The organism is Streptomyces venezuelae ATCC 10712 (assembly GCF_008639165.1).
GTDB classification, from domain to species: domain Bacteria; phylum Actinomycetota; class Actinomycetes; order Streptomycetales; family Streptomycetaceae; genus Streptomyces; species Streptomyces venezuelae.
Genome location: NZ_CP029197.1, coordinates 2,226,412 through 2,250,298 on the forward strand (window position 1 = coordinate 2,226,412; position 23,887 = coordinate 2,250,298).

Below are 23,887 nucleotides of genomic sequence, written 5' to 3' on the forward strand. Positions count from 1 at the left end.
CTCCGGTTCCCCTCAGTCTCGCGGCAGGCCGAGCAGCCGCTCGGCGACGACATTGAGCTGTACCTGGGTGGTGCCGCCCGCGATGGTGAGGCAGCGGGACATGAGCAGGCCGTGCACGGCCCGTTCGCCGGGGCCCTCGCGCACGGCGCCCTCGGGGCCGAGGAGTTCGAGGGTGAGTTCGGCGAGCTTCTGCTGGTGGAGGGTCTGCACGAGCTTGCGGACGCTGGCGCCCGCGCCCGGTTCGAGCCCGGACACCTGGAGCAGGGTGGTGCGCAGGCCGATGCACGCGAGCGCGTGCGCCTCGGCGAGCAGGCCCCCGATCCGTACCCGCACGGAGGCGTCCTGCTGTCCGGCGCGCTCGATGAGCGCTTCGAGGCCGGTGTCGAAGGCGACCTGGTCGGCCATGTGGACGCGTTCGTTGCCGAGGGTGTTGCGGGCGACCCGCCAGCCGTCGTCGACCTCGCCGACGACGGCGTCGGCGGGGAGGATCGCGTCGTCGAACCAGACCTCGTTGAAGAGGGACTCCCCGGTGATCTCCTTGAGCGGCCGGATGTCGATCCCGGGGGTGTTCCGCATGTCGACGAGGAAGTACGTGAGGCCCTTGTGCTTCGGGGCGGCCGGGTCGGTCCGGGCGAGCAGGATGCCGTAGTGGGCCCACTGGGCGGCGCTCGTCCACACCTTCTGGCCGTTGATCCGCCAGCGGCCGTCCTCGGTGCGCTCCGCCCGCGTACGGAGGGAGGCGAGGTCGGAACCGGCGCCGGGCTCGGAGAACAGCTGGCACCACAGGCGCTCGCCGCGCAGGGTCGGGCCGAGGTGCTCGTCCTGCTGGGCGGCGGTGCCGTGGGCGAGGAGCGAGGGCACCACCCAGGTGGCGATGCCGAGACCGGAGACGCCGATCCCCGCCTCGTCGAGCTCGCGCTGCACGGCGAGCTGCTGGAGCGGGCCGGCGCCGAGCCCGTACGGCTCCGGCAGGTGTGGGGCCGCGTACCCGGTGGGGGCGAGGACCCGCCGGGCGGCGGCCGGGTCGAGTCCGGCGGCGGGGGCGACGGCCTCGCGGGCCTCCCGCCGGTACGCGTCGGCCTCGGGCGGCAGGTCGAGGCGGAGGCCGCGCCGGACGCCGTCGGCGGCGTGCCGGAGGGCGGCCAGCCGGTGACGGTCGCCGGAGCCGAGGAGCTGACGGGCGACGACCGCGCGCCGCAGCAGCAGATGGGCGTGGTGCTCCCAGGTGAAGCCGGTGCCGCCGAGGATCTGGATGCAGTCCTTGGCGCAGGTGTACGCGGTGTCGAGGGCGGTGGCGGCGGCGAGCGCGGCGGTGAGCGAACGGGCCTCGTCGTCCCGGGCGCGGGCCGCGTCCCAGGTGAGGGCGCGGGCCTGTTCGAGCCGGACGAGCATGTCGGCGCAGAGGTGCTTGACGCCCTGGAACTGCCCGATGGGGCGGCCGAACTGCTCGCGGGTACGGGCGTGTTCGGCGGCCGTCTCGACGGCGCGGGCGGCGGTGCCGCAGGCGTCGGCGGCGAGGAGGACGGCGGCGAGGTCGTGGACGAGGGCGGTGTCGAGGGCGAGTTCACGGGCGGCGGGGACGTGCAGGCCGCGGGCGGTGATCTCGGCGGTGGGCCGGGTCGGATCGGCGCTCTCGTGGGGCCGGACGGCGAGCCCGTCGACGTCGACGGCGAGCCAGACGGAACCGTCGGCGGTGGCGGCCCGCAGAAGGACGAGATCGGCCTGGGCGCCACCGAGGACGGGTGGCGCGACACCGTCGAGCCGCCACCCGCCGACGGCGTGCACGGCGACGAGGGGGGCGGGCGGGGCGGCAGGGGTACGGGAGCCGGCGCGGGCGCCGCTGCCGGTACGGGCGCCGGCCCCGGCGCTGTTGCCCGCCCCGCCGCCGGCCCCGGCGTCTGTCCCGCCGCTGAAGGCGACCGCCCCGATCCGCTCGCCGTGGGCGAGGGCGGTGGCGAGTGCGCCGTGGCCGGACCGGTGGAGGAGCTCGGCGGCGAGCACGGAGGGCAGGTAGGGCCCGGGCAGCAGCGCCCGGGCGGCCTCCTCCACGACCACGGCGAGGTCGAGGAGGTCGCCGCCGCCTCCCCCGTACTCCTCGGGGAGATGGAGCCCGAGGAGCCCCTGCTCGGCGGCGGCGTCCCAGTACCCGGGTCGGCCGGTGGCGGTGTCGGGGACGTCCAGGTGCTTGCGGACCTCCTCGGGAGGTACGGCGCGACTGAGCCAGCCCCGGACGGATCGGGCGAGCTCCCGCTGTTCGTGCGTGATGGCGATGCCCATGCGCGGCAGACTAGAACACGTTCCAGTCTGACGGAAGGTCAGATACGGGATCGGGGACTCGGCATCCGGACACGGACGGCGCCCCACGGGAGGCGACCATCAACCGGCTACGCAGCACCCTCACGCCTCAGCCACCGAGAGAACAGCTCCACCTGAGCTGACCGCTGCTGTCAGTACCTGCCTTTAGCATCCAGCCATGAGCATGATCGGCGAGTACGCCCGCCTGACCCCTGCCGAACTCGATCGCGCTGTTCGCGACCCCGATTGGGTCCAAGAGTTCGTCAACGAGCTGATCGAGGCGGAGCTGGACGAGAAACCCGATGTGCCCCAAGCGCGCTGCCACGATGTCGACAAAGCGTGGCACGCCCTGGACTTCCTACTGCGCCGCATCACCTTTCCCGTCGACATCATCCACGGCGAGAAGGACCTCCCCCAAGCCGAAGACTGGGGCTACGGACCGCCCCGCTACCTCACCCCCGAACGCGTCCGTGTCGCCGCAGAGGCACTCGCCATCACGCCGCACCATGCTCTGACCGAGGACGTGAGTCCGGCAGACCTTGCCGAGGCTGACATCTATCCCAACGTCATCTGGGAACGCGGCGAATCGCTGGATTACGTGACCGGCCACTACCAGGAACTGGTTCCGTTTTTCCAAGCGGCAGCACGCGCCGGAGACGCCATGCTCATCTGGCTCGACTAGCCACGGGTAACGCCGCGCGCCGCTACCGCTCCCAGGCGGCGGCGCCGCGCAGGAGGTGGTGGTCGGACATCCCCGGCGGGCAGGGCAGGGCGTCTCCCTGCACGGTCTTGAACCACTCGTAGCTCAGGAAGACGTAGTCGATCTTGCTGGTCTCCTTCGTGTGATCCGAGCAGGTCGGGCTGGCGGTCGGCTCACCGCTGCGGCAGCGGTCCGCCGTCTGCGGACAGCCGTCGCCCTTGAACTGCTCCTTGTCGTTCTCGTCGACCTCCTGGAACCGCCCGGCCGAACCCCCGCCGTGGTTGTAGAGGGCGTTCATGTCCGCGTGCTCCGGAACCTGGTTGAAGTCCCCCGCGAGGATCGCCGGCTCGCCGCCCTGCCTGGCGGCATCGACGAGCTCCGCCACCTTCGGGACCTGGAGCGCCGTGGTCGTGTCGTTGAAGTCGACATGGGTGTTGCACGCCCTGACCGCGACCCCCCGCAGCGCGGTCTGCGCGCACAGCAGGATGCGGTCCTCCGTCGGGTTCAGCGGGTCCTCGGGGAGGAACGTGACGGACCTCGTGCCGTCGACGAACGAAGCCTTGCCCTTCGAGAAGATCGCCAGGCCGAACCGACGGTCGTTCGCGTTCCACTGGCCGCACTTGGCGGCGGAGGGCAGCGCCGCCCCCCACACCGAGTCGTAGCTGTCCTCCCCGGTCCGCTGGGCCAGCCGGTCGCGGATCAGCGTCCACTGCCCGTAGCAGAGCTCCTGAAGCATGATCAGGTCCGAGTCCCAGGCGTCGATCTCCGCCACCAGACCGGACACCCACGCGGCCCTGGCCGCGTCCGTCTCCGCCGGGAGGGGACACGACGCACCGCACACGTTGTACGAGATGAACCGCAGCGGCTTCGCGTCCTGCGGGGTGACCACGTCAGCCTGAGCGGGACCGGCGCCGAGGAGCAGGCCTATCGAGAAGAGCGCCGCGAGCAGCGTTCTGAACGACGCGCGCATCAGCACGTCCTTTCATGATCGGTGGAAGACGGCTCATCCTCGGGCATCCGCACAGCGCCGGGAAAGGCCGTGCGGGAACCGCACTACCCGTATGATCGCCTCGCTTCGACGGTCTGCGGGGGAAGGCGGGGCGACATGGGGGTTTCCGGAGTGCCGGGGTCGGCGCACATAGGGCCGTTCCGGGTGGTGGCCGAGCTCGGACAGGGCGGCATGGGCCGGGTTCTCCTGGGCGTCGCCCCCGACGGACGGCTCGTCGCGGTCAAGCAGGTGCATGCCGAACTGGCCGGGGACGACGGCTTCCGGGCCCGGTTCCGGCGCGAGGTGACGGCCTCCCGGCAGGTGTCCGGCGCCTACACCGCGCCCGTGGTCGACGCCGATCCGGACGCGGAAACCCCGTGGTTCGCCGCCCAGTTCGTACCCGGGCCCTCGCTCAGCCAGGCCCTGGACGCCGTGGGTGCGCTGCCGCTGGAGTCGAGCCGACTGCTCGCGGCCGGTCTCGCGCAGGCGCTGGCCGACGTGCACCGGGCCGGTCTCGTCCACCGGGACCTCAAGCCGTCCAATGTGCTGCTCGCCGAGGACGGCGTCCGCGTCATCGACTTCGGCATCGCCCGGGCGGCGGAGGGGCAGACGAAGCTCACGCACACCGGGGCCATGGTGGGGTCGCCCCCGTTCATGGCGCCGGAACAGGTGGACGGGCGCCAACTGACCGCGGCCGCCGACGTGTTCTCGCTGGGCTCGACCCTGGTCATGGCCTGTACCGGTAGGCCGCCGTTCACGGGCACCTCGGTGCCGGGCATCCTCTACAACGTCGCGCACTCCGAGCCCGACCTGAGCGCTGTGCCGCCCGCCCTGCTGCCCCTGATCGAGGCGTGCCTGGCCAAGGATCCGGCCCAGCGTCCGTCGCCGCAGGCCCTGCTCTCCATGATCGGGCCGGTACGGCCCTCGGCGCGGCCGTGGCCGGAGGCGGTGCACCGACTCGCGCTCGCTCAGCGGGCCGAGATCGACCGGTACGTCGCCGGGGCCGGCGGAAGCGCGACGCGCACCGATGCCGCGCCTCCGCCCGCCGATGCGGCCCCCTTCGCCCCCGCTTCCCTCCACCACGCCCCCACCATGACGGCGGCCGCCCAGGCCCCGCACCTGCCCGCCGCTCCGCCACATCCGGCGTATCAGGGGTACGACGGGAATCAGGGGCAACAGGGGTATCCGTCGCCCCCCGCATCCCCTCCCACCCCCGGCTTACGGCGCAAGCGCCGCGCCTGGATCGCCGGCGGTTCCGTCGCCGCGCTGGCCACCGCCATCGCGCTGCTCGCCACGTTCCTGCCGCCGGAGATGAACCCGTTCCACACGGAGGCCGTCCCGACGCCGGGCAACACGCCCCTCGCCCAAGTCGCCGACAAGTACACCGGCACTCCCCCGTCCTGCAAGGAGATCTCGGGCGAGGTGAAGGTGCCGGCCGAGTTCGCGCTCCAGCCGATGCCGTACGGCTCCGAGATCTCGGACCACGAGGACTTCGACGACAAGGCCCTTTACCAGCAGGGCCGTTGCATCTGGCAGAGCCGCTCCGGCGACAAGATCGACCTCACGTGGGACCAGTACCGGACAGCGAAGGACAAGACCGGCGCGGAACGGGCGAAGAAACACTACGAGTCCCTCTACATCGCCGGCACCACCCACCGCGAAGACATCGGGACCGGCGAGGAGGCGTTCTGGCACGGCGAGCCGGACCGCGGCTGTGTGCTGTACGCGCGGGACGTCAACTTCTATGTGTTCGTGGCCGTGGAGGGCACCGCCTACCCCACCGGCGACAAGTGCGAGGCCCTCGCCGTCTCCGTGGCCAAGGGGACCTACGAGGCGGGCTCGGCATGATGAAGCCACTGGGCCCGGCCGACCCGGCCACGGCCGGACCGTACCGGCTGCTCGCCGAGCTCGGCCAGGGCGGCATGGGCCGGGTGCTGCTCGGCGCCGCACCGGACGGCCGCCTCGTCGCGGTCAAGCAGGTGCACGCCCGGTTCGCCGCCGACGACGGGTTCCGCGCCCGCTTCCGTCGCGAGGTCGCCGCATCGCGCCAGGTCTCCGGCGCCTACACGGCGGCGGTCCTGGACGCCGACACCGAGGCCCGACTGCCCTGGCTGGCATCGGCGTTCGTGGCAGGTCCGTCACTGGGCGCGGCGGTGGAGGACGCCGGGGTGCTGCCCGAGGAGGCGGTACGCCGTCTCGCCGCGGGCCTGGCCACCGCGCTGGTCGAGATCCACCGCACCGGCATCGTCCACCGCGACCTCAAGCCGGAGAACGTGCTGCTCGCCGAGGACGGCGTACGTGTCATCGACTTCGGCATCGCCCGCGTCGCCGAGGGCGCGGACGCCACCGCCCTCACCCACACCGGCTGGGTGGTCGGCTCGGCCGCCTTCATGTCGCCGGAGCAGGCGGAGGGCCGGGAACTCACGCCGGCGAGCGATGTGTTCGCGCTCGGCGCGGTCCTCGCGATGGCGGCCACCGGCGACAGCCCGTTCTCCGGCACGTCGATGGCGGGGACCCTCTACAACGTCGTCCACAGAGAGCCCGACCTGACCACGCTGCCGCCAGGTCTTGCCGCCCTCGTCGGACCGTGCCTGGCCAAGGCCCCCGCCGACCGGCCGACCCCGCGGCAACTCCTCGCCCTCCTCGGCCCGATCCCAGCCGCCGAACGGCCCTGGCCGCCCTCGGTACACGGCCTGATCGCCACCCAGCAGACCGAGATCGACCGACTGCTCGACACCACGGACCGCACCCCCGCCCCGGACGCGTACTCCCCCACCCGGGTCTCCCCCTCCGCTCCTGGTCCCGGCTTCGGGCCACCGCTGCCTGTCGCGGGTACGCCCCGACGCGGACGCGCCAGGAAGATCACGGCCCTCGTGCTCGCAGGCGTGCTCGCCGTCGCGGGCCTCGGCGTCGGCGCGTACGTACTGACGACTCGCGGCGACGGCGCGGGCGGTGCGTCCGGGCCACCCGACAAGTACGCGAAGATCCCCACCTGCGCGGAGGCGGCCGGTCGACTCGGGCTGCCGGAGCGGAAGAAGGACCGCGACGCGTACGGAGACCGCACCAACGAGGCCTCGACGAGCTGCACCTGGATCGGCACGCTGGACCTCGGGGGCGGCTACGTCCTGGAGAACGCCTATACGCTCGCCTACGTCCAGTGGACGCTGAAGCGCACCGTGGAGAACGACAAGAACGCGACCGGCCTGCAGCGCGCGGAGTTCGCCGAGGGCGCGGCCGACGGCACCCGCGACAGCGGACTCGGCATCGGCGACGAGGCGTACTGGGACCGGCCCGACGGCCCCGACGAACACTGCGACCTGCGCGTGCGTGACGGCAACCTGACCCTCTGGGTGGAACTGGGCGGCGACGAGCATCCGGAGGCGACCTGCAAGACGGAGGCCGCACGCATCGCCCGCGCGGCCCTGGCGGCCGTCCCCCCGCAGGGTCATTGAGAACAGCCCCACGGGGCGTTGTCAGTGGTGCCTGCCAGGCTGTCGGTACAGCGGAACGACCGAGCGCGGAGAGAGCGAGCACGCCATGGGCACCTGGGACATCGGCCCCTTCGACAACGACACCGCCGCCGACTTCTCGTACCGGGTGGACGAGGCCCCGGCGGAGAAGAAGGCCGAGGTGCTGCGGACGGCGTTCCGTGAGGTGATCGAGACGGGTGACGAGTACCTGGACGCGGACCTGGCGGACGAGGCCATCGCCTCGGCGGCCCTGCTCGCGGCCCAGTGCCCGGGCGGCACCCCCGTCACCACCTCGTACGGCCCGAAGCACCCCCTGCCACCCCTCCCGACGGACCTCCGCCCCCAGGCCGTGACGGCCCTGGACCGCATCCTCACGGAGCCCTCCGAACTCCTGGAACTCTGGGAGGAGTCGGACGGCGAGGAGTGGAAGGCCGGCGTCCGACAGCTCCGGGCGGTGCTCGCCGGGACGTGACCCGCCGAGCGGGGACGACGAAGAAACCCCGCCGGGGACCGGCGGGGTTTCCGTTGCGTCAGGCTGTCGGGCCGACGCTCAGTGGATCAGGGCCGGAGACCCTTCACGTACACCGCGCTGCCGTGCGTGAAGGGGTCCGATTCCTCAACCTGGAATCCGGCCGAGGCGAGGATACCCAACAGAGCTTTCTGCATGGAATTCTGAACGTTCTCGAAGTGGCGCACGACGGCAGGCGGATCCGCGTAGTCGATCCCCTTCGCGAACAGTTCCGCGGCAGCGGCCCGCAGCTCTGCATTCGCCCTCCAGTCCACGTACACCCCGCCGTCGAGAACCCTGTCCACGTGGACGTCCGCCCCGGGCTTGTCCAGCGAGCCACCGTCGAGGTCGGCTCTGCGGGCGGGAAGTCCGGCCCGGGCCAGTTCACGGCAGACCTGAGCGGCCAGCTCGTTCCACTGGGCGATGAGTTCGGGCGGGGCTTGGGGAGGGAGGTCGAACCTCGGCTTATTCATGCACCCCTCGCACCTCGACCTGGTGACCGTTCGCCCCAGAGCGCACCATCACCCCGCCGTCAGCTTGTCCGCGACATCTTCGAGATCACTCATTATGTGCCTTGAGCGGGGCCAGGCCTGTCAGACGCGTCGCTTTGAGCCGCTGGAACTGCGTGTTGCTGATGTCGGCGATGGCCTCATCTGACAGACCGAGGGAACGCAGCGTCCGGTAGGCGTCGACGAAGCCGACACCCGTCCCGCGGCCTCCGCGATGGGCAGACGTCTGCCCGCCGGTCCAGGAACAGCCGGCGCGGCCCGCCCAAGGATCCGGCGGGCCGCGCCCTCAAAGGTCCCGGACTAGCTCCCCGGTGGAACGAACGTGGGCCGCAGAGCGGGCGGGAGGTCCGACATCTGCCCGAAGACCAGGACGTGATCCGGGTTCATCTCATCGTGCTCCGGCGTCGCGATGAGCCCCGCCGAGAGCAGGATCCCGACCAGCGCACCCTGCATGCGGAGACCGATCGATCCGGGCCGCCGGACGACCGGCGCGTCGGCCGGGCTTCCGGCGGCGAGCGCGTCCAGGGCGGCCCGGGCAACGCCGGGGTCGCACCGCCATCCCACCGACACGGCCGCCGAGGCGGTTTCGGCGTCGGGATCGACGTGGACCACGGCGCCCACACGATCCGGGCTGCCGGAGCCCCCGTCGCGGAACGCGGGCAGGCCCGCGCGCCGGAGCGCCTGGACGACCTGCTCGGCCAACTCCCCGCGCCTGGCGATGACGTCATCTGACGCACGGGCGAATCCGAACTCGGTCATCGTCTCTTCTCACACTGGAGGCGGTTTTCGTGGAGGGCGGTGCGGAGGTAGGCGATCAGTTGCTCGTCCGGCACCTCCGTCCAGGTCGCGCCGGGGGCTCCGACGGTCACGGTGGAGTACCGTCCCTCGTCCGTCTCCTCCACCAGGGCCTGACGGCTCGTGTAGTCCATCGGGTCCACCCGCAGGCGGACGGCTCGGTGGGTCATGGTCGGGAAGGCGTTCCGCAGCACCTCGTCCGCGTGGAGGCGGCGCAGCAGGTTCCGCTGCGGGCGGTAGTACTCGGACGACAGGAGATGCGCCCACTGCGAGGACGTGGGCTCTCCGGACGCGAGCGCCCTGGTGAACTCGTCGAGGTCCAGGAAGTCGAACCTCGCCTTCAGCGCGTCCAACGGCACGTCTTCCCGCCACGCGGCGATCGCGTCCACGAGCGTTCCCAGGTCGTCCGTACCGCCGATGTACCAGCCGAAGTCGGGGATGGACGTGCGGAGCCGGAACAGCCGCTCCCCGCTCGCCGTGTCGACCGACAGGTAGCCCCGTCGGCTCTCCATGCCGACGGCCTCGGTGACGTAGGGCGACAGGCCGATGTCACGGCCTCGCGCCTCCGCCGTCTGCCGCAGGGCCGCGACGAGGCCACCCGCGGCGGTCACGTCCGGGTACGGGTCTTCCGCGTGGGTTTCCACGTCCATCTCCTCAGGCCTGATCGGCAAGGCGTTCCCCCAGCTTCCCAGCCGGAAGCGGGGGGCGTTCCGTGCGTGGAACCCGTCAGCCGAAGCTGCCGACGGAGACCTTTTCCGCCCCGATCTCCCGGATGCGTTCGCCGCCCCACGCCCCCAGGGGGGCCAGTGCGGCGTTGAGGGAGGTGCCTCGTGCCGTCAGGGAGTACTCGACCTTCGGCGGCACCTCCGCGTACACCTCGCGGTGGACGAGGCCGTCCTCCTCCATCTCCCGCAGATGCTGGACCAGCATCTTCTCGCTGACGCCCGGCAGCCCCCGCCGGAGCTCGGCGAACCTCCGGACCCCGTGGTGGTCCAGCTCCCACAGGATGAGCACCTTCCACTTCCCGGACACCACGTCCATCGCCGCGTCGATGCCGCAGAAGTACGGGCCACGCCGTGCCGATGCCGCCATCCGCCCCTCCTCGAACCGTCCACCATCAAGGGGTACTTACCCCCGGGTGCGTACCCCACTAATTAGTCCGTACTGGTCAACTTCACCGGTGGCGAAGAGCATTCCCTCAGAGACAAGAACACGAGGGAGAGCCCAAGAAATGACGAACGACAACAGCCTCCAGGTGAGCGTCCTCGGACTCGGAGCGATGGGGAGCGCCCTGGCCACCGCGCTGCTGAAGGCCGGGCACCCCACCACCGTCTGGAACCGGACCCCGGGCCGGGCCGACGACCTCGTCGCCCTCGGCGCCACGCCCGCCGGCACCACCGCCGACGCCGTCCGCGCGAGCCCGCTGGTGATCGCCTGCCTCCTCGACCACGCCTCCGTCCACGACGTGCTCGACCCGCTCACCGACGACCTCGCCGGACGCACCCTGATCAACGTCACCACCACCTCCCCCACCCAGTCACGGGAGTTGGCCGCCTGGGCCGCCCGCGCCGGCGTCACCTACCTGGACGGCGGCATCATGGCCGTACCGCACATGATCGGCCTGCCCGGGTCGTCCATCCTCTACAGCGGATCGGCCGACGCCTTCCACCAGCACAAGCCGCTGCTCGACCTGTGGGGAACCAGCACCTACTACGGCGACGACGCCGGTCTCGCGTCCCTGTACGACCTCGCCCTGCTCGCGGGCATGTACGTCATGTTCGCCGGTTTCATCCACGGCGCCGCCATGGTCGCCCCCGCCGGAATCACCGCCCGCCAGTTCGCGGCCTCGGCCGCCCCGTGGCTGTCCGCCATGACCGGCGGCCTCGCGGGCTTCGCCGAGGTCATCGACGGCGGGGACTACACCGTCGCGGGCCAGCAGAGCCTTGAGTTCTCCCATCTCGGCGACCTCCAGGCCGCCAGCGCCGAGCAGGGCATCAGCACCGAGGTCGTCGACATGGTCCAGCGGCTCATCCAGCGCCAGATCGACGCGGGCCACGGAACGGAGGGCTTCGCCCGCATCTTCGAGAGCCTCAGGCACCCCGCCTGACAGCCGCCGCCCGCCGCGACCCCCGGACGGCGAGGACGACACTCGCCACGGTCGCCGCGACGGCCGTGACCGCGAGGACGAGAAGCCCCGGGTTGACCCACCACGGGACGACTTCGATGCCCCGGCACACCAGACTCACGGGCAGCGCACTGCTGGAGTCCGGGTACGCCTTGATCCCCACGCCGAACCAGCACGCGTCCTCGGGGAAGAGGAACGGCATGTACGACAGCCCGTACAGGTGCAGCGCCCCGCCCGCGAGGTAGGCGAGCCCCGCGCCCCAGGCCGCCTTCCTGGCGGGCGAGCGGGGGCGCCGGGGCGGTCGCGGCTGGGGCAGTTCGTCGCCCCGCCGTGCCCGGACGAGACCGACGTACGTGATCCCCGCCCAGGCCGGCAGGCCGATGGCGAGGATCATCGTCCCTATGAGCGTCGCCATGATCAGCGACTGCCGATGCGCCCCTCGGCGGCGGCGCTCACGAAGGCCGTGAAGGCGGCGGGGGTGGCGAGGAAGGCGGGGCCTTCGGGGTTCTTGGAGTCACGGACGGCCACGTGGGCGGCGAGGTCGGCGACCTCGATGCAGTCGCCCCCGTTGTCGCCGCTGTACGAGGACTTACGCCAGGCGGCAGAGCCGAGGGGAGCGCACTCGATGCACTCACCGCCGTTGTCGCCGCTGAACGAGGACTTACGCCAGCGCGCTCCCGCCAGGTTCTGGTTGGTCTCCATAGTGTTCCTCCATGACGCGGGTGATCAGCGCGGACGAATCCTCCACCGAGAGAGCGGCCGCTCGGAGGTGATCGTAACGGAGCGACCCCTCCCTGAACGCGGCCGAATCCACGGTCATATGCCCCTGGACGAAGTCCTCGGTGTAGACGAGATCGGGGTCGCTCTCGAAGCGGAGGAGAGTGAAGGATCCGTGTGACCCCGCGTGCGCGCCGACCTCGAACGGAAGGATCTGGATCTTCACCCACTCGCGTTCCTGCATCCTCGACAGGTGGGTCAGTTGCGCGCGCATCACCTCCGACCCTCCGACTTCCTGACGCAAGGCCGCCTCACTCATGACGACCCAGAACAGGGGCGGGTTCTCCCGGTCCAGGATTCGCTGACGCTCGATGCGGGCTGCGACCTGTCCATCGAGATCGCTCTCGAAGCGGGACCCCATCAGCGTCCGGGCGTAGTCCTCAGTCTGGAGCAGTCCGTGGACCAGCTGCGCCTGGAACGAGCATAGGTACGTCGCCTTCGCCTCCATCTCCGCGTACGGCCTGAACCACGACGGCAGTTGGCTCTTCAGTACGAGGCCCACCAGCCGCGTGAAGAATCCGCCCGTCATCAGCGCCGCGTCGAGCCGTTCCGAGAACTCCCTGGTCGGGACCTTTCTCGCCGTCTCGATCTGGCCCACGAGCGAGCCCGTGCAGTAGAGGATCGAACCCAACTCGGCCTGGCCGAGGCCCGCCTCCTCTCTCAGGCGGCGGAGTTCGTACCCGTAGTAGTCCAGCGGCGAGGCACTCGGATCCAGGCTGCGGATGTTGACCACGGCGAGGTCACCCCCAAGTTCACGCGGTGAGGCGTTGTATTCAGGCCGTAGCCGAGCGTAACGAACCGAGCCCACTCTGGTGGCATGAATCAGGCAACAGACCTCTATCCTGCGGTACTTGCGACGAGCTACCGCATGCGGTTCACCGTCGGTGAGCACTCCGCCGGTCACATGCGCCGCATCCTGCGCATGTTCCTCACGCGGTGGGAGCTCGACCGGCTGGCGGACGCCGCGGGCCTCGCGCTCACCGAGCTCGTCGCCAACGTCGTACGGCACGTGCCCGGCCGGCACTGCGCGGTGCTGATCCTGCGCGAGCCGTACGGGCTCCGGGTCGAGGTCGCCGACGCCGTGCCCGGTGCCGTACACGCCAAGGCGGCCGATCCGCTGGACGCGGGCGGGCGGGGGCTCGTCCTGGTGGAGGCCGTGACGGACCGGTGGGGGGTCGACGAGCGGGCCGACGGGAAGACGGTGTGGTTCGAGTGCGACGCGTAGGGCACGATGGGCGCCGTCACCCGCGTACCCGCCAGTAGGAGTCACCATGTCCGAGCCCGCGCCCGAGATCCTCGCCGCCTTCGAGGCCGCGAAGGGGTTCATGCCCGTCGGTGAGGGGCTCGCCCTGTACGCGGCGGCCGCCGAGGCCGCGAAGCTCGGGCTGCCGCTGCTGGAGGTCGGCACGTACTGCGGGCGCTCCACGATCCTGCTGGCCGACGTGGCCCGCCGGGCGGGGACCGTCGCGGTGACCGTGGACCACCACCGGGGCAGCGAGGAGCAGCAGCCGGGCTGGGAGTACCACGACGAGACCGTGGTGGACCCCGAGGTGGGGCTCATGGACACCCTGCCGACGTTTCGGCGGACCCTGCGCAAGGCGGGCCTCGAGGAGTACGTGATCGCCGTCGTCGGGCGGTCGCCGCAGGTCGCGAAGGTGTGGGGCGGACAGCTCGGCCTCGTGTTCGTCGACGGCGGGCACACCGACGAGCACGCCACCAACGACTACGAGGGCTGGGCCCCCAAGGTCGCCCCCGGGGGCCTGCTCGTCATCCACGACGTCTTCCCCGACCCGGCGGACGGCGGCCAGGCGCCGTACCGGATCTACCTGCGCGCGCTGGAGTCGGGTGACTTCGATGAGGTCTCGGTCACCGACTCGCTGCGGGTGCTGCGCCGCCGCTGACCGGCCCGCCGGGGCGGGCCGGCCACCAGGGCTCAGTACCCGGACGTCACGTACAGGCAGTTGGTGTAGCTGTAGCCCGGTTCGATCTTCGCCTTGCTCGACTTGGTGTCACCGGCCGTGGACGTACCGGTCGACGCCCGCTTCTGGAGGAAGTGGTAGTCGCCCGCGGGCAGCCACAGGGTCGCCTTCGGGTACTTCGAGGCAGGACCGGTGCAGGCCTTGATCTTCTTGCCCTGCGAGAAGATCGGGCCGGGGTACTTGGTGCAGGTCCCGCACGAGGTGAGCGTGATCTTGCCCGTCATCGGACCCGTGTAGAGCAGCTCGACCTCGCCGGGGCCGTCGTTGCTCACCACCATCACCATCCGCGTACCGCCGGGGACGTCGGCCGAGGGCAGCGTCCGGCCCGCGTCGGCCTCCTCCTCGGCGATCTCGGCGGCGATGGCGATGGAGCGCGCGTGCGCGGCCTGCGGGCTGTTCGGGTAGTCCTTGGCGTACGCCGTCATCGTGTCGAGCGCGGCCTTGAACTCCTTGTCCTTGAACTGGTCCGTCCCACAGGCGAAGTCACCCTTCTGGACCGCCGCGGCGGCCTGCTCGGTGGCGTTCTGGAGGGAGGGGTCCGTGATGCCGCTCACCGACGCGCGGATCACGCGCAGCTCCGCGGTCGTGTCGCAGGGCTCGGCGCTGCCGGCGAGCGCGTCCGAGCGGGTCTTGACCGACGCCTCGACGGCGGGGGCGACGCGGGTCGCGTAGCTCGACTTCGGGAACTCGGTGAGCAGCGTGCTGAAGCTCTCCTTGGCGTCCGGGTCGGAGGTCGCGACGCCGAGCGCGGCCGCGCCGCACTCGTAGAGCGAGTGCGCCAGCGGGTCCTCGGTCTTGGCCGGCCGGGTGCCCAGGAGGCTTGTCGGACGTGCCCTGGAGCCCCCGCAGGAACGTGAGCTGCGGGACGGCCTCGCAGTACTTCTTGTCGGCGTACGGGGCGGAGACCGTCGCGAAGTAGCTGTCGAGGCGCGCGGGGACGAGCTTCCCCGCGCGGGAGCCCGCGTGCTTCGTGCCCAGCTCCTCGTACTCGCCGAGGGCCTTGCGGAAGGTCGGCTCGGCCTTGTCGAAGGCGAGGCCTTCGGCGGACTTCACGAGCGCGTCGGCGGCCGCGAGGCGTTCGAGCAGGGCCTGCTCCCTGGCCTCGTCGCGGGCCGCCCCGTACGCGAGCGAACCGCCCGCGGGCACGGCGAGCAGGACGACGGCGAGCGGCAGCGCGAGGCGCCGCAGGGAGGCGCCGACCCGGAGGGTCGCGCGCAGCCCGCGCCGGGCGCCGTCGGCCGCGACGGCCAGCAGGAACACGCCGTATCCGGCGAGGACGCCGACGGGCACGCCGTCCACGTCGGCGGGGAGGGCCAGGACGAGCAGCGCGGCGGTGGCGATCCAGCAGAGCGCGGCGCCGATCCAGTTGCGCAGGAGGACGTAACCGAGGCCCAGGCAGGAGAGGTTGAGCAGGCCGGTCATGACGGCCTGCGCCGGGTTGGCCTCCCCGCGCGGCGGCGGCCCGAAGCCCGGCGGCGGCCCGAAGCCGGGCGGAGCCCCGGGCGGCGGCGGAGGCGCCCCCACCCCGGCCCAGCCGGGCGCCACGGCGGGCCCGCCGCCGCCGGGCCCGGAGGCGGCGGGGCCGGAGGGGCCGGAGGCCGCGGGACCGGTGGGGCCGGCGGGGTGGTCCGCTGCGGCGGCCTGGGGCGGGCCGAAGCCCGCCGAGGGCCGCGCCTCCCAGGGCGCGGGCCCCACGGCACCCTCACCGGCCGCAGGCCCGGAGGCGGGAGCCCCACCGGCCGGAGGCCCGAAAGCGAGAGTCCCGTCACCCGAGGGCGCGGGCGTCGCGGCGCCGCCCGACGGCCCGGCGGCGGGAGCCCCGCCCGCCGGAGGCCCGGAGGCGGCAGCGCCGCCCACCGACGGCCCGAAAGCAAGCGTCCCGCCGTCCGGCGGCCCGGAGGCCGCACCCCCGCCGCCCGAGGGCGCGGGCGTCACGGCCCCGCCGCCCGACGGCCCGGAAGCCGCACCCCCGCTCCCCGGCGCCCCAGGCGCCCCGCCCCCCGAGGCCCGGGGCCCCTCGTCCGACGGGGACGCGGACGGTGCCGGAGACGCCGCCTTCAGCATCCGCGTCGACGAGTCCGCCACGTCCGCGTCCGAACTCGCCGGCGAGCCCGCCACGTGCGGGCTCCCCGGCGAGTCCGCCACATGCCGGCTCCCCGGCGAGTCCGCCTTACCCGGGCTTCCCGGCGAATCCTCCACGTTCGAGCTCCCCCACGAGTCCGCCGGTCCTGCCGGTCTGGTCGATGTGTCGTCCCCCACAGGCCGGTCGGACGGCTCGGGACGTGCGTCGTTCGGTTCTTCCCCCACCACGGTTCCCCCTCGTGGGCCCATGCGCGGTGGCACCCCACCGTCGCCTCATGGGCCTACCCTTCACGGTCTCCTCACACGCGTCCACCGTTCCGGGAAGCCGGTGACCAACCTGCGACGTACCCGCTACCGGTTTTCGCCCCACGCAGGGCCTAGAGTCGCCAGGTGCCGTACGACCACCGGAAGACCTCCCGCCGCGCCCGCCCCCGTACCCTCGCCCTCGTGCTCGCCGCGACGGGCTGCTGCGCCGTGCTCGCCGGGTGTGGGGCGCCGGAGGTGTCGCCGCCGGGCGGGAAGTCCGCGGAGAGCCCGACGGCCTCCCGGACGACCAACGGCGGCGCCACCACCACCGCGCCCGCCCCGCAGGGGAGTCCCACGGCCGGGCACGGCGGGCCGAGCGTCCAGGCGGGGGCGCGCACGCTCGCCGGGCGGACCGTCGTCATCGACCCCGGTCACAACTCCGGCAATTTCCGCCACTCGTCCGAGATCGACCAGAAGGTGAACATCGGTACGAACCGCAAGGAGTGCGACACCACGGGCACGTCCACGAACGGCGGCTACACCGAGGCCTCGTTCACCCTCGACGTCTCCCGCCGGCTGCGCGAGCTCCTCACCGCGCGCGGCGCGAAGGTGGTCCTCACCCACGACGCCGACCGCGCCTGGGGGCCCTGCATCGACGAGCGGGCGAAGATCGGCAACGCGGCCCGCGCCGACGCCGTCGTCTCCGTCCACGCGGACGGTTCCGCCGTGGGCCACCGCGGCTTCCATGTGATCCTGCCCGCACGCGTGCGCGAGGGCGCGGCCGACACCGCGAAGATCGTCGGCCCCTCCCGCGAACTGGGCGAGCGGATCGCCGCCCAGTTCGCCCGCGCGACCGGAACGGCCCCCGCCAACTACCTCGGTTCCGGTACAGGGTTGGACGTACGGGACGATCTCGGCGGCCTCAATCTCTCAACCGTGCCCAAGGTCTTCGTCGAATGCGGCAATATGCGTGATCCGAAGGACGCCCAGCTGCTCACGTCGGCGGCGTGGCGGCAGCGGGCGGCCCAGGGGATCGCGGACGGCATCGCCACCTACCTCAAGGGGTAGGACCCGCGAGCGATAGATTCGCTCCGTACGATGGGGGCCGCCCCCGTGCCGCCCCCCGTGCCATGACCTTGAGCGCCACCCCGACGCGACGACCCGACGAAGGACTCTTACGTGAATATCCGCTCCCTCACCCGAGGCGATGGCGTGCTGATCGGTGCAGCGGTGGTGCTGTTCATCGCCTCGTTCCTCGGCATCTCCGGCTGCGACGCCCCCGAGGCGATCTGCGACCAGGTGAACAACCCGAACTCCTGGGAGTTGTCCTACCTCGGCTGGGGCGCCTTCTTCCTCGGCCTCGCCGGTGCGGCGCTCGTCGTCTTCTCCCGCAGCCTGCCGCAGCCCCTCAAGGTGGCCGGGCTCGACCTGGGCCAGGTCGGTGCCGCGTTCACCGTCGCCGCCGCGTGGAACCTGCTCATGTGGATCTTCGAGGCGGAGAACGCCGGCGCGGGCCTGGTCCTGGGCCTGATCGCCGCCCTGGTCCTGGCCGGCGCGGCCGTGGCCGGTCCGATGGTCCCGGCCCTCAAGGCCCCGCTCGTCGGCGCCCCGAAGCCGCCCACCCCGCAGCCGTACGGCATGCAGCCGGGCCAGCCCGGCCCGCAGGGCGTCCCCGGTGGCTACGGCTACCCGGGCGCGCAGCACCCGCAGTACGGCGGTCCGCAGGACGCCTCGCAGGGTGCGGGTCAGCCGTTCGGCGCGCAGGCCGCTGCCGCGCAGCCGCAGGCCGCCCAGCAGTCCGAGCCGCAGGGGCAGGCCGCCCCGGCCCCGCAGGCGCAGCCGGCCGGGGACTTCTCGCCGTTCTGGTTCGCGGTGCCGGTCGCCCGTCCGCTGTACGCGGAGGACGGTTCGCAGGCGCCGATCGCCGAACTGGCCCCGGGTACCTGGTACCTGGCGGTCGAGCAGCGCGGTGCCGCGCTGGTGGCGCAGACGCAGGACGGCCGTCGCGGCGTCCTTCAGGACACGACGGGCATCCAGCGCGGCTGACCCCGCGCCGCGGCCGGTCCAGCGCGACTGATCCCACGCCACGGCCGGTCGAGCGCGCTGACCCCGCACCGCGGCCGGTCCAGCGCGGCTGATCCCACGCCGCGGCCGGCCCAGCGTGGCTCATCCCGCGCGCGGCCGGTCCCGCACCGCCGATCCACCGCCTGCCGGCCCGCACCGCCGACCCCCGGGGCCCGTTCCCCGGCGTTCGCTCCCCGACGGCCCCTCGCCCGGAATCCCTTCCGGGCGGGGGGCCGTTGGCGTACAGTCCCCGCATCCGCGTGAACTGACGGAGCGTCAGAAAGGGTGTGGGCATGCGCCTCGGACTCGCCCTCGGTTACTGGGGCCGCGGCCCCTCCGCCGCTCATCTCGACCTCGCCCGCGAGGCCGAGCGGCTCGGCTACGACTCCGTGTGGACGGCCGAGGCCTGGGGCTCGGACGCCTTCACGGCGCTGACCTGGATCGCCGCCCACACCAGCCGCATCCGGCTGGGCACCGCCGTCGCGCAGATGGCGGCCCGGGCGCCGACCACCACCGCGATGCACGCGCTCACCCTTGACCACCTCTCCGGCGGGCGCGTGATGCTCGGACTCGGCCTGTCGGGGCCGCAGGTCGTCGAGGGCTGGTACGGGCGGCCCTTCCCCCGCTCCCCGCTGACGGCGACCCGCGAGTACGTGGACGTGGTCCGCCAGGTCCTGCGCCGCGAGGCCCCGGTGCGGCTCGAAGGACGCCACCACTCGCACCCGTACACCGGCCCCGACGGCACCGGACTCGGCAAGCCGCTCAAGCCGATCACCCACCCGCTCCGGGCCGACCTGCCGATCCTGCTGGGCGCCGAGGGGCCGAAGAACATCGCGCAGACCCTCGCGATCGCCGACGGCTGGCTGCCGCTGTACTGGTCGCCCGGGCGCTGGGCCGAGGTGTACGCGCTGCCCGAGCGGCTCCCCGAGGGCTTCCTGGTGGCCCCCATGGTCCGCGCCCAGCTCTGCGAGGACGTGGCGGCCGGGCTGCTGCCCGTCAAGGCGATGCTCGGCTTCTACATCGGCGGCATGGGGCACGCGGCCCGCAACTTCCACGCCGACCTGATGGGACGGATGGGGTACGAGAAGGAGGCCCGGCGCGTCCAGGAGCTGTTCGCGGCCGGGCGGCGCGAGGAGGCGGTCCTCGCGGTGCCGGACGCCTTCGCGGACGAGATCTCGCTGGTCGGGCCCCGGGAGCGGATCGCGGAGCGGCTGGAGACATGGCGGCGGGGCCCGGTGACGGACCTCCTGGTCACCTCACCGGACCCTGCCACGCTCCGCCTGCTCGCGGAGCTCAACTCCTGAGCCCGACTGGGCCGCCGGTCACCCGCCGCTGAGCTGCGAGGCGCTGGGCACCTTGTCGACGACCTCGGCGCCGGCGCTCTTGCCCGCGTCCTTCACGCTGTTGATGACGCTCTCGAAGGCGCCGACGTCGGCGTCGCCGGCCTCGCCCTTGCGGAGCTTCGTCCCGAGGTCCTTGAGCGAGTCGATCCCCGCGGTGAGCGGCGCGACCGCCTTCGAGAGCAGCGGGTCGCCCTTGGCGTTGTTGACCGCCGCCTTGAGCCGGTTGTACGTGAACGCGCCCGCGAGACCCGCCTTCACCAGGGCGAAGGTCCGGCCGTCGGCGCCCTTCTTGAACTTGCCCGCGCGGTAGGGCTTCACGATCCACTGGTACGCGGCACCCGCGGCCAGACCCGCGTTGGCCACGAACCGGGTCTTGGCGAGCTTCTGCTGCTCGAAGCCGGCCGAACTCGTGGGTGTCACGGCGCTGCTCGCGCTCTGTGTGTCGTCGCCGTCGTTGCACGCGGCGGTGGTCATGAGCAGAGTGCACGACAGCAGCAGCGCCACGACACCGCGCGAAAGACTTCTGGGCACGACAGGACCTCCCTGGGGCTTGTGGCGCCAGCCTCGCCCCGCCCCCGCGCCCCCGCCACCGGGGCGGCTCCGTACGGGTGCCGCCGCCCTCCCCCGTACGGGCGGCGCCTGCCCCAGGGCGCCTCAGGTCCCGCAGCAGTCCGGTTCGAGGCCGGCCGGGAGGCGTTCGCCGCCGAAGACGGCCACGGTCGCCTCCTCGCCGCCGAGCGCCGCCACCGCGAGCAGCAGGGAGCCGGCCGTCCAGCTGGTCTGCTCCTCGGGCCACATGGCCTTGTCGCTCTCCGTCTCGCCCTCGAAGACGTACCCCGTCCAGTACATGCCGTTCGCCGCCCGCAGGTGCTGGATGTCCTGGAGGATGGTCAGGGCCCGGTCGGACTCCCCCACCGCCCAGAGGGCGAGGGCGAGTTCACAGCTCTCGCCGCCGGTCACCCACGGGTTGGGGACCACACAGCGCACGCCGAGGCCGGGCACGACGAACGTGTCCCAGTCCGCCTCGATCCGCGCCTTCGCCTCGGGCCCGGTGATCGCGCCGCCGAGGACCGGGTAGTACCAGTCCATCGAGTAGCGGGACTTGTCGAGGAACCGCTCGGGGTGCCTGCGGATCGCGTGGCCGAGCGCGCCCGCCGCCAGCTCCCAGTCGGGCTGCGGCTCCTCGCGGGCCTCGGCGATGGCGAGGGCGCAGCGCAGCGCCTGGTGGATCGACGAACTGCCGGTGAGCAGGGCGTCGTTCACGGGGGTGCCGTCGGCTTCGCGCTTCCAGCCGATCTGTCCGCCCGGCTGCTGGAGGCCGAGGACGAACTCGACGGCGGCGTATACGGTCGGCCACATCCGGTCGAGGAAGGCGTCGTCGCCGGTGGACAGGTAGTGGTGCCAGACGCCGACGGCTATGTAGGCGGTGAAGTTGGACTCCCGGCCGCTGTCGGTGACCTGGTCGGGCTCGCCGTCGTGGTAGGCCGCGTACCAGGAGCCGTCGCCGTTCTGGTGGCGGGCGAGCCACTCGTAGGCGCGGGCGGCGGCGGTGTGTTCGCCGGCCGCGTCCAGGGCCATGGCGGCCTCGGTGTGGTCCCAGGGGTCGAGGTGGTGGCCCCGGAACCACGGCAGGGCGCCGTCCTCGCGCTGGACGGCGAGGATGCCGGCCACGGTCTCGGCGGCCTGCTCGGCGGTGAGCACCCCGGGCAGGACGAGGTGTTCCGCGATCCGCTCGGGTGAGGTCACTGGGTGTCGGCCTTGGGGAGGTGGGGCTTGGTCGCGTACGCCACGAAGCTCTTGCCGACGACCGGGTTGAGCAGCTGCTCGGCGACCCGGGTCAGGGCGGGCTTCTTCATGATGTCCCAGACCAGGAGCTTGTGGTACGCCCGGACCGGCAGCGCCTTGTCGTTGTCGACGCCGAAGGCGCACTTCAGCCACCAGTACGGCGAGTGCAGGGCGTGCGCGTGGTGGGTGCCGTACGGCTTGAGGCCGGCCTGGCGGATCTTGCCGAGCAGTTCGTCCGCCTTGTAGATGCGGATGTGGCCGCCCTCGACCTCGTGGTACGCGTCGGAGAGCGTCCAGCAGATCTTCTCGGGGCCGTAGCGGGGCACGGTGATCGCGATCCGGCCGCCCGGCTTGAGGACGCGGACCATCTCGGCGAGCACGCCCTTGTCGTCCGGGATGTGCTCCATGACCTCGGAGATGATGACGACGTCGAAGGACGCGTCGGGGAAGGGCAGGTTGAGCGCGTCACCCTCCATCGCGGTGGCGGTCGCACCCGCGGGGGCCTCCCCGGCCTCCTTCATGGCGGCGAACCACTTGGCGACCTCGCGGATCTCCTCGCCGTTCTGGTCGAGGGCCACGACCTGGGCGCCGCGCCGGTAGCACTCGAAGGCGTGCCGCCCGGCCCCACAGCCCAGATCGAGCACACGATCGCCGGGGGCGAGCGGGAAGCGGGTGAAGTCGACGGTCAGCACGAGGTCTGCCTTTCGCGGTGGGAGGATGGTTGGGGGCGACGAGGGGTCACCGGCGGGCCCCGGCGCCTTGACGGGCCACCGCCTCGCGGTACAGCTCGGCGGTGCCCTGGGCGGCACGGGCCCACGTGAACCGCTCCAGGACCCGGGCCCGCCCGGCCGCGCCGAGCCGCGCCCGCAGCTGCGCGTCGCCCAGCACCCGCCCCAGCGCGACGGCGAGCGCCCCCGCGTCCCCCGGCGGCACCGCCAGGCACGTCTCGCCGTCGGCGCCCGCGACCTCGGGGATCGCCCCGCCGGTCGTCGCGACCAGCGGCGTCCCGGTGGCCATCGCCTCGGCGGCCGGCAGCGAGAACCCCTCGTACAGCGACGGCACGCAGGAGACCTGCGCCGACCGCACCAGGTCGACGAGTTCCGCGTCGCTGATGCCCTTGACGAACGAGACCGCCCCGTCAAGTCCGTACCGCTCGATCGCCGCGGCGACCGGCCCGTCCTCGGCGCGCTTGCCGACGACGACGAGGTGGGCGTCGGGGTTCTCGGTGCGGAGTTTGGCGAGCGCCTCGATCAGGTGGATCAGGCCCTTGAGGGGAACGTCCGCACTGGAGGTGGTGACGATCCGGCCGGGGACCTCGGCGACGGCCGGGTCGGGCGACCAGAGGTCGGTGTCGGCGCCGATGTGGACGACCCGGATGCGGTCCTCGCGGACGCCGAGGTGGTCGACGATCTCCCGCCGGGAGGTGCCGGAGACGGTGAGCACGGACGGCAGGCGGCGGGCGACGCGCTTCTGCATGCGGGTGAAGGCGTACCAGCGGCGGACGGACGCGCGGCGCTTCCAGTCGGCGGCCGCGTCGAGGTCGAGCTGCCGGTCGACGGTGATGGGGTGGTGGATCGTGGTGACCAGCGGGGCGCCGATCGCGCGGGGGCCGCCGAGGAGCCCGTACCCGAGGGTCTGGTTGTCGTGGACGACGTCGAAGTCGCCGCGGCGGGCGGCGAGCATCCGCCGGGCCCGCAGGGAGAAGGTGAGCGGCTCGGGGAAGCCGCCGGTCCACATGGTGGCGACCTCGAGGCCGTCGATCCAGTCCCGGAACTCCTCGCGCTTCGGCGTACGGAACGGGTCCGGGGAGCGGTAGAGGTCGAGGCTGGCGATCTCAGTGAGCGTGAGGCCCGCCAGGTCCTCGCCCTCGTCGAGGACGGGGTACGGCTGGGAGCCGATGACCTCGACGTGGTGGCCGAGGCGGACGAGTTCGCGGGAGAGGTGGCGGACGTAGACGCCCTGGCCACCGCAGAAGGGGTTGCCCTTGTACGTGAGGAGAGCGATCCGCAGCGGATCGCGGCCCGTCGCGGTGACGCCCTGTCGGGGGCTCGCCTCTATGGCCTCAGCGGTCATTGCGCGACCCCCTTCGAGCGTGCGTTTCGCCGGAGCGTAACCGCTCGCGCTAATCTAGAACAAGTTACAGACTTGATCGTTCTCGATCGTCCGAGAGCCACAGAATCTACCGGCAGGTAGCTCCGTGGTGAGAGCCGGAACAGGTGAT

General features: G+C 72.5%; 25 protein-coding genes. 10 read left to right on the forward strand and 15 right to left on the reverse strand.

Annotated features, from left to right (window positions below; genetic code table 11):
* Positions 1–12: 12 nt before the first annotated feature.
* Complete coding sequence (locus DEJ43_RS09940; RefSeq protein ID WP_071891267.1) at positions 13–2,277, reverse strand: acyl-CoA dehydrogenase family protein; 2,265 nt, start codon at positions 2,275–2,277, stop codon at positions 13–15.
* A gap of 196 nt (positions 2,278–2,473) precedes the next feature.
* Here DEJ43_RS09940 and DEJ43_RS09945 point away from each other — a divergent pair, with 196 nt between their 5' ends.
* Entirely contained in the window at positions 2,474–2,977 is a 504-nt protein-coding gene (locus DEJ43_RS09945; protein ID WP_015033216.1) for a YfbM family protein, read from the forward strand.
* A gap of 22 nt (positions 2,978–2,999) precedes the next feature.
* On the opposite strand, the gene DEJ43_RS09950 is transcribed toward DEJ43_RS09945, so the two are convergent.
* Complete coding sequence (locus DEJ43_RS09950) at positions 3,000–3,965, reverse strand: endonuclease/exonuclease/phosphatase family protein (protein WP_015033217.1); 966 nt, start codon at positions 3,963–3,965, stop codon at positions 3,000–3,002.
* A gap of 135 nt (positions 3,966–4,100) precedes the next feature.
* On the opposite strand from DEJ43_RS09950, the gene DEJ43_RS09955 reads away from it, so the two are divergent.
* The 3 genes from DEJ43_RS09955 (at position 4,101) to DEJ43_RS09965 (ending at position 7,925) form a co-directional block, all read left to right on the forward strand.
* Positions 4,101–5,831, forward strand: coding sequence for a serine/threonine-protein kinase (locus DEJ43_RS09955; protein WP_015033218.1), 1,731 nt, complete (start codon positions 4,101–4,103; stop codon positions 5,829–5,831).
* Complete coding sequence (locus DEJ43_RS09960) at positions 5,828–7,435, forward strand: serine/threonine-protein kinase (RefSeq protein ID WP_324603798.1); 1,608 nt, start codon at positions 5,828–5,830, stop codon at positions 7,433–7,435. Before DEJ43_RS09955 ends, DEJ43_RS09960 begins: the two co-directional genes overlap by 4 nt.
* Before the next feature lie 85 nt (positions 7,436–7,520).
* A complete protein-coding gene (locus DEJ43_RS09965) occupies positions 7,521–7,925 on the forward strand; it encodes a DUF4259 domain-containing protein (RefSeq protein ID WP_015033220.1) in 405 nt (134 codons plus the stop codon).
* A gap of 86 nt (positions 7,926–8,011) precedes the next feature.
* On the opposite strand, the gene DEJ43_RS09970 is transcribed toward DEJ43_RS09965, so the two are convergent.
* The 4 genes from DEJ43_RS09970 to DEJ43_RS09985 all read right to left on the reverse strand — a co-directional run bounded on the left by DEJ43_RS09970 (position 8,012) and on the right by DEJ43_RS09985 (position 10,357).
* Positions 8,012–8,434: a hypothetical protein gene (locus DEJ43_RS09970; RefSeq protein ID WP_015033221.1), complete on the reverse strand. Its 423-nt coding sequence runs from the start codon at positions 8,432–8,434 to the stop codon at positions 8,012–8,014.
* A 336-nt stretch (positions 8,435–8,770) separates the two neighbouring features.
* The gene (locus DEJ43_RS09975; protein ID WP_015033222.1) at positions 8,771–9,229 is read right to left on the reverse strand and encodes a hypothetical protein; all 459 of its coding nucleotides are present in this window, start codon (positions 9,227–9,229) and stop codon (positions 8,771–8,773) included.
* Positions 9,226–9,915 carry a hypothetical protein gene (locus tag DEJ43_RS09980; protein ID WP_106433697.1) on the reverse strand — a complete coding sequence of 230 codons (690 nt, stop codon included), beginning with the start codon at positions 9,913–9,915 and terminating at the stop codon, positions 9,226–9,228. The genes DEJ43_RS09975 and DEJ43_RS09980 overlap by 4 nt, the downstream gene beginning before the upstream one ends.
* Positions 9,916–9,991: 76 nt before the next feature.
* A complete protein-coding gene (locus DEJ43_RS09985) occupies positions 9,992–10,357 on the reverse strand; it encodes a winged helix-turn-helix transcriptional regulator (RefSeq protein ID WP_015033224.1) in 366 nt (121 codons plus the stop codon).
* Positions 10,358–10,496: 139 nt separating this feature from the next.
* On the opposite strand from DEJ43_RS09985, the gene DEJ43_RS09990 reads away from it, so the two are divergent.
* Positions 10,497–11,372 carry an NAD(P)-dependent oxidoreductase gene (locus tag DEJ43_RS09990; RefSeq protein WP_015033225.1) on the forward strand — a complete coding sequence of 292 codons (876 nt, stop codon included), beginning with the start codon at positions 10,497–10,499 and terminating at the stop codon, positions 11,370–11,372.
* Here DEJ43_RS09990 and DEJ43_RS09995 read toward each other — a convergent pair.
* Genes DEJ43_RS09995 through DEJ43_RS10005 form a run of 3 tightly spaced genes read right to left on the reverse strand, consistent with a single transcriptional unit; the run spans position 11,356 to position 12,900 of the window.
* Positions 11,356–11,805, reverse strand: coding sequence for a hypothetical protein (locus DEJ43_RS09995; RefSeq protein ID WP_015033226.1), 450 nt, complete (start codon positions 11,803–11,805; stop codon positions 11,356–11,358). The genes DEJ43_RS09990 and DEJ43_RS09995 overlap by 17 nt on opposite strands.
* A 2-nt stretch (positions 11,806–11,807) precedes the next feature.
* The gene (locus DEJ43_RS10000) at positions 11,808–12,092 is read right to left on the reverse strand and encodes a DUF397 domain-containing protein (RefSeq protein ID WP_015033227.1); all 285 of its coding nucleotides are present in this window, start codon (positions 12,090–12,092) and stop codon (positions 11,808–11,810) included.
* Positions 12,052–12,900, reverse strand: a complete 849-nt coding sequence (locus DEJ43_RS10005; protein ID WP_015033228.1) for a helix-turn-helix domain-containing protein — start codon at positions 12,898–12,900, stop codon at positions 12,052–12,054. The genes DEJ43_RS10000 and DEJ43_RS10005 overlap by 41 nt, the downstream gene beginning before the upstream one ends.
* A 135-nt stretch (positions 12,901–13,035) precedes the next feature.
* Between DEJ43_RS10005 and DEJ43_RS10010 the strand changes: the two genes are divergently transcribed.
* Both DEJ43_RS10010 and DEJ43_RS10015 read left to right on the forward strand, forming a co-directional pair.
* On the forward strand, positions 13,036–13,392 hold the full coding sequence (locus DEJ43_RS10010; protein WP_015033229.1) for an ATP-binding protein: 357 nt from the start codon (positions 13,036–13,038) through the stop codon (positions 13,390–13,392).
* A 46-nt stretch (positions 13,393–13,438) separates the two neighbouring features.
* The gene (locus DEJ43_RS10015) at positions 13,439–14,068 is read left to right on the forward strand and encodes a class I SAM-dependent methyltransferase (protein ID WP_015033230.1); all 630 of its coding nucleotides are present in this window, start codon (positions 13,439–13,441) and stop codon (positions 14,066–14,068) included.
* A gap of 32 nt (positions 14,069–14,100) precedes the next feature.
* Here the strand turns inward: DEJ43_RS10015 and DEJ43_RS38035 are convergent, their stop codons facing one another.
* Both DEJ43_RS38035 and DEJ43_RS38040 read right to left on the reverse strand, forming a co-directional pair.
* Positions 14,101–14,700 (reverse strand): hypothetical protein, encoded by a 600-nt coding sequence (locus tag DEJ43_RS38035; protein ID WP_244322127.1) that lies wholly within the window; start codon positions 14,698–14,700, stop codon positions 14,101–14,103.
* Positions 14,630–15,841: a hypothetical protein gene (locus DEJ43_RS38040; RefSeq protein ID WP_244322128.1), complete on the reverse strand. Its 1,212-nt coding sequence runs from the start codon at positions 15,839–15,841 to the stop codon at positions 14,630–14,632. The genes DEJ43_RS38035 and DEJ43_RS38040 overlap by 71 nt, the downstream gene beginning before the upstream one ends.
* 777 nt (positions 15,842–16,618) lie before the next feature.
* On the opposite strand from DEJ43_RS38040, the gene DEJ43_RS10030 reads away from it, so the two are divergent.
* From DEJ43_RS10030 to DEJ43_RS10040, 3 genes are all read left to right on the forward strand, one after another.
* A complete protein-coding gene (locus tag DEJ43_RS10030; RefSeq protein ID WP_079179224.1) occupies positions 16,619–17,542 on the forward strand; it encodes an N-acetylmuramoyl-L-alanine amidase in 924 nt (307 codons plus the stop codon).
* Positions 17,543–17,653: 111 nt separating this feature from the next.
* Entirely contained in the window at positions 17,654–18,520 is an 867-nt protein-coding gene (locus DEJ43_RS10035) for a hypothetical protein (protein WP_015033233.1), read from the forward strand.
* A 311-nt stretch (positions 18,521–18,831) separates the two neighbouring features.
* Complete coding sequence (locus DEJ43_RS10040) at positions 18,832–19,842, forward strand: LLM class F420-dependent oxidoreductase (RefSeq protein WP_015033234.1); 1,011 nt, start codon at positions 18,832–18,834, stop codon at positions 19,840–19,842.
* Between the two features lie 18 nt (positions 19,843–19,860).
* Here the strand turns inward: DEJ43_RS10040 and DEJ43_RS10045 are convergent, their stop codons facing one another.
* The 4 genes from DEJ43_RS10045 to DEJ43_RS10060 form a co-directional block, all read right to left on the reverse strand.
* Positions 19,861–20,412, reverse strand: coding sequence for a hypothetical protein (locus tag DEJ43_RS10045; RefSeq protein WP_015033235.1), 552 nt, complete (start codon positions 20,410–20,412; stop codon positions 19,861–19,863).
* 123 nt (positions 20,413–20,535) lie between these two features.
* Complete coding sequence (locus DEJ43_RS10050; RefSeq protein WP_015033236.1) at positions 20,536–21,627, reverse strand: prenyltransferase/squalene oxidase repeat-containing protein; 1,092 nt, start codon at positions 21,625–21,627, stop codon at positions 20,536–20,538.
* A complete protein-coding gene (locus tag DEJ43_RS10055) occupies positions 21,624–22,358 on the reverse strand; it encodes a class I SAM-dependent methyltransferase (RefSeq protein ID WP_015033237.1) in 735 nt (244 codons plus the stop codon). The genes DEJ43_RS10050 and DEJ43_RS10055 overlap by 4 nt, the downstream gene beginning before the upstream one ends.
* A 46-nt stretch (positions 22,359–22,404) precedes the next feature.
* Positions 22,405–23,739, reverse strand: a complete 1,335-nt coding sequence (locus DEJ43_RS10060; RefSeq protein WP_015033238.1) for a glycosyltransferase family 4 protein — start codon at positions 23,737–23,739, stop codon at positions 22,405–22,407.
* Between the last annotated feature and the right edge of the window lie 148 nt (positions 23,740–23,887).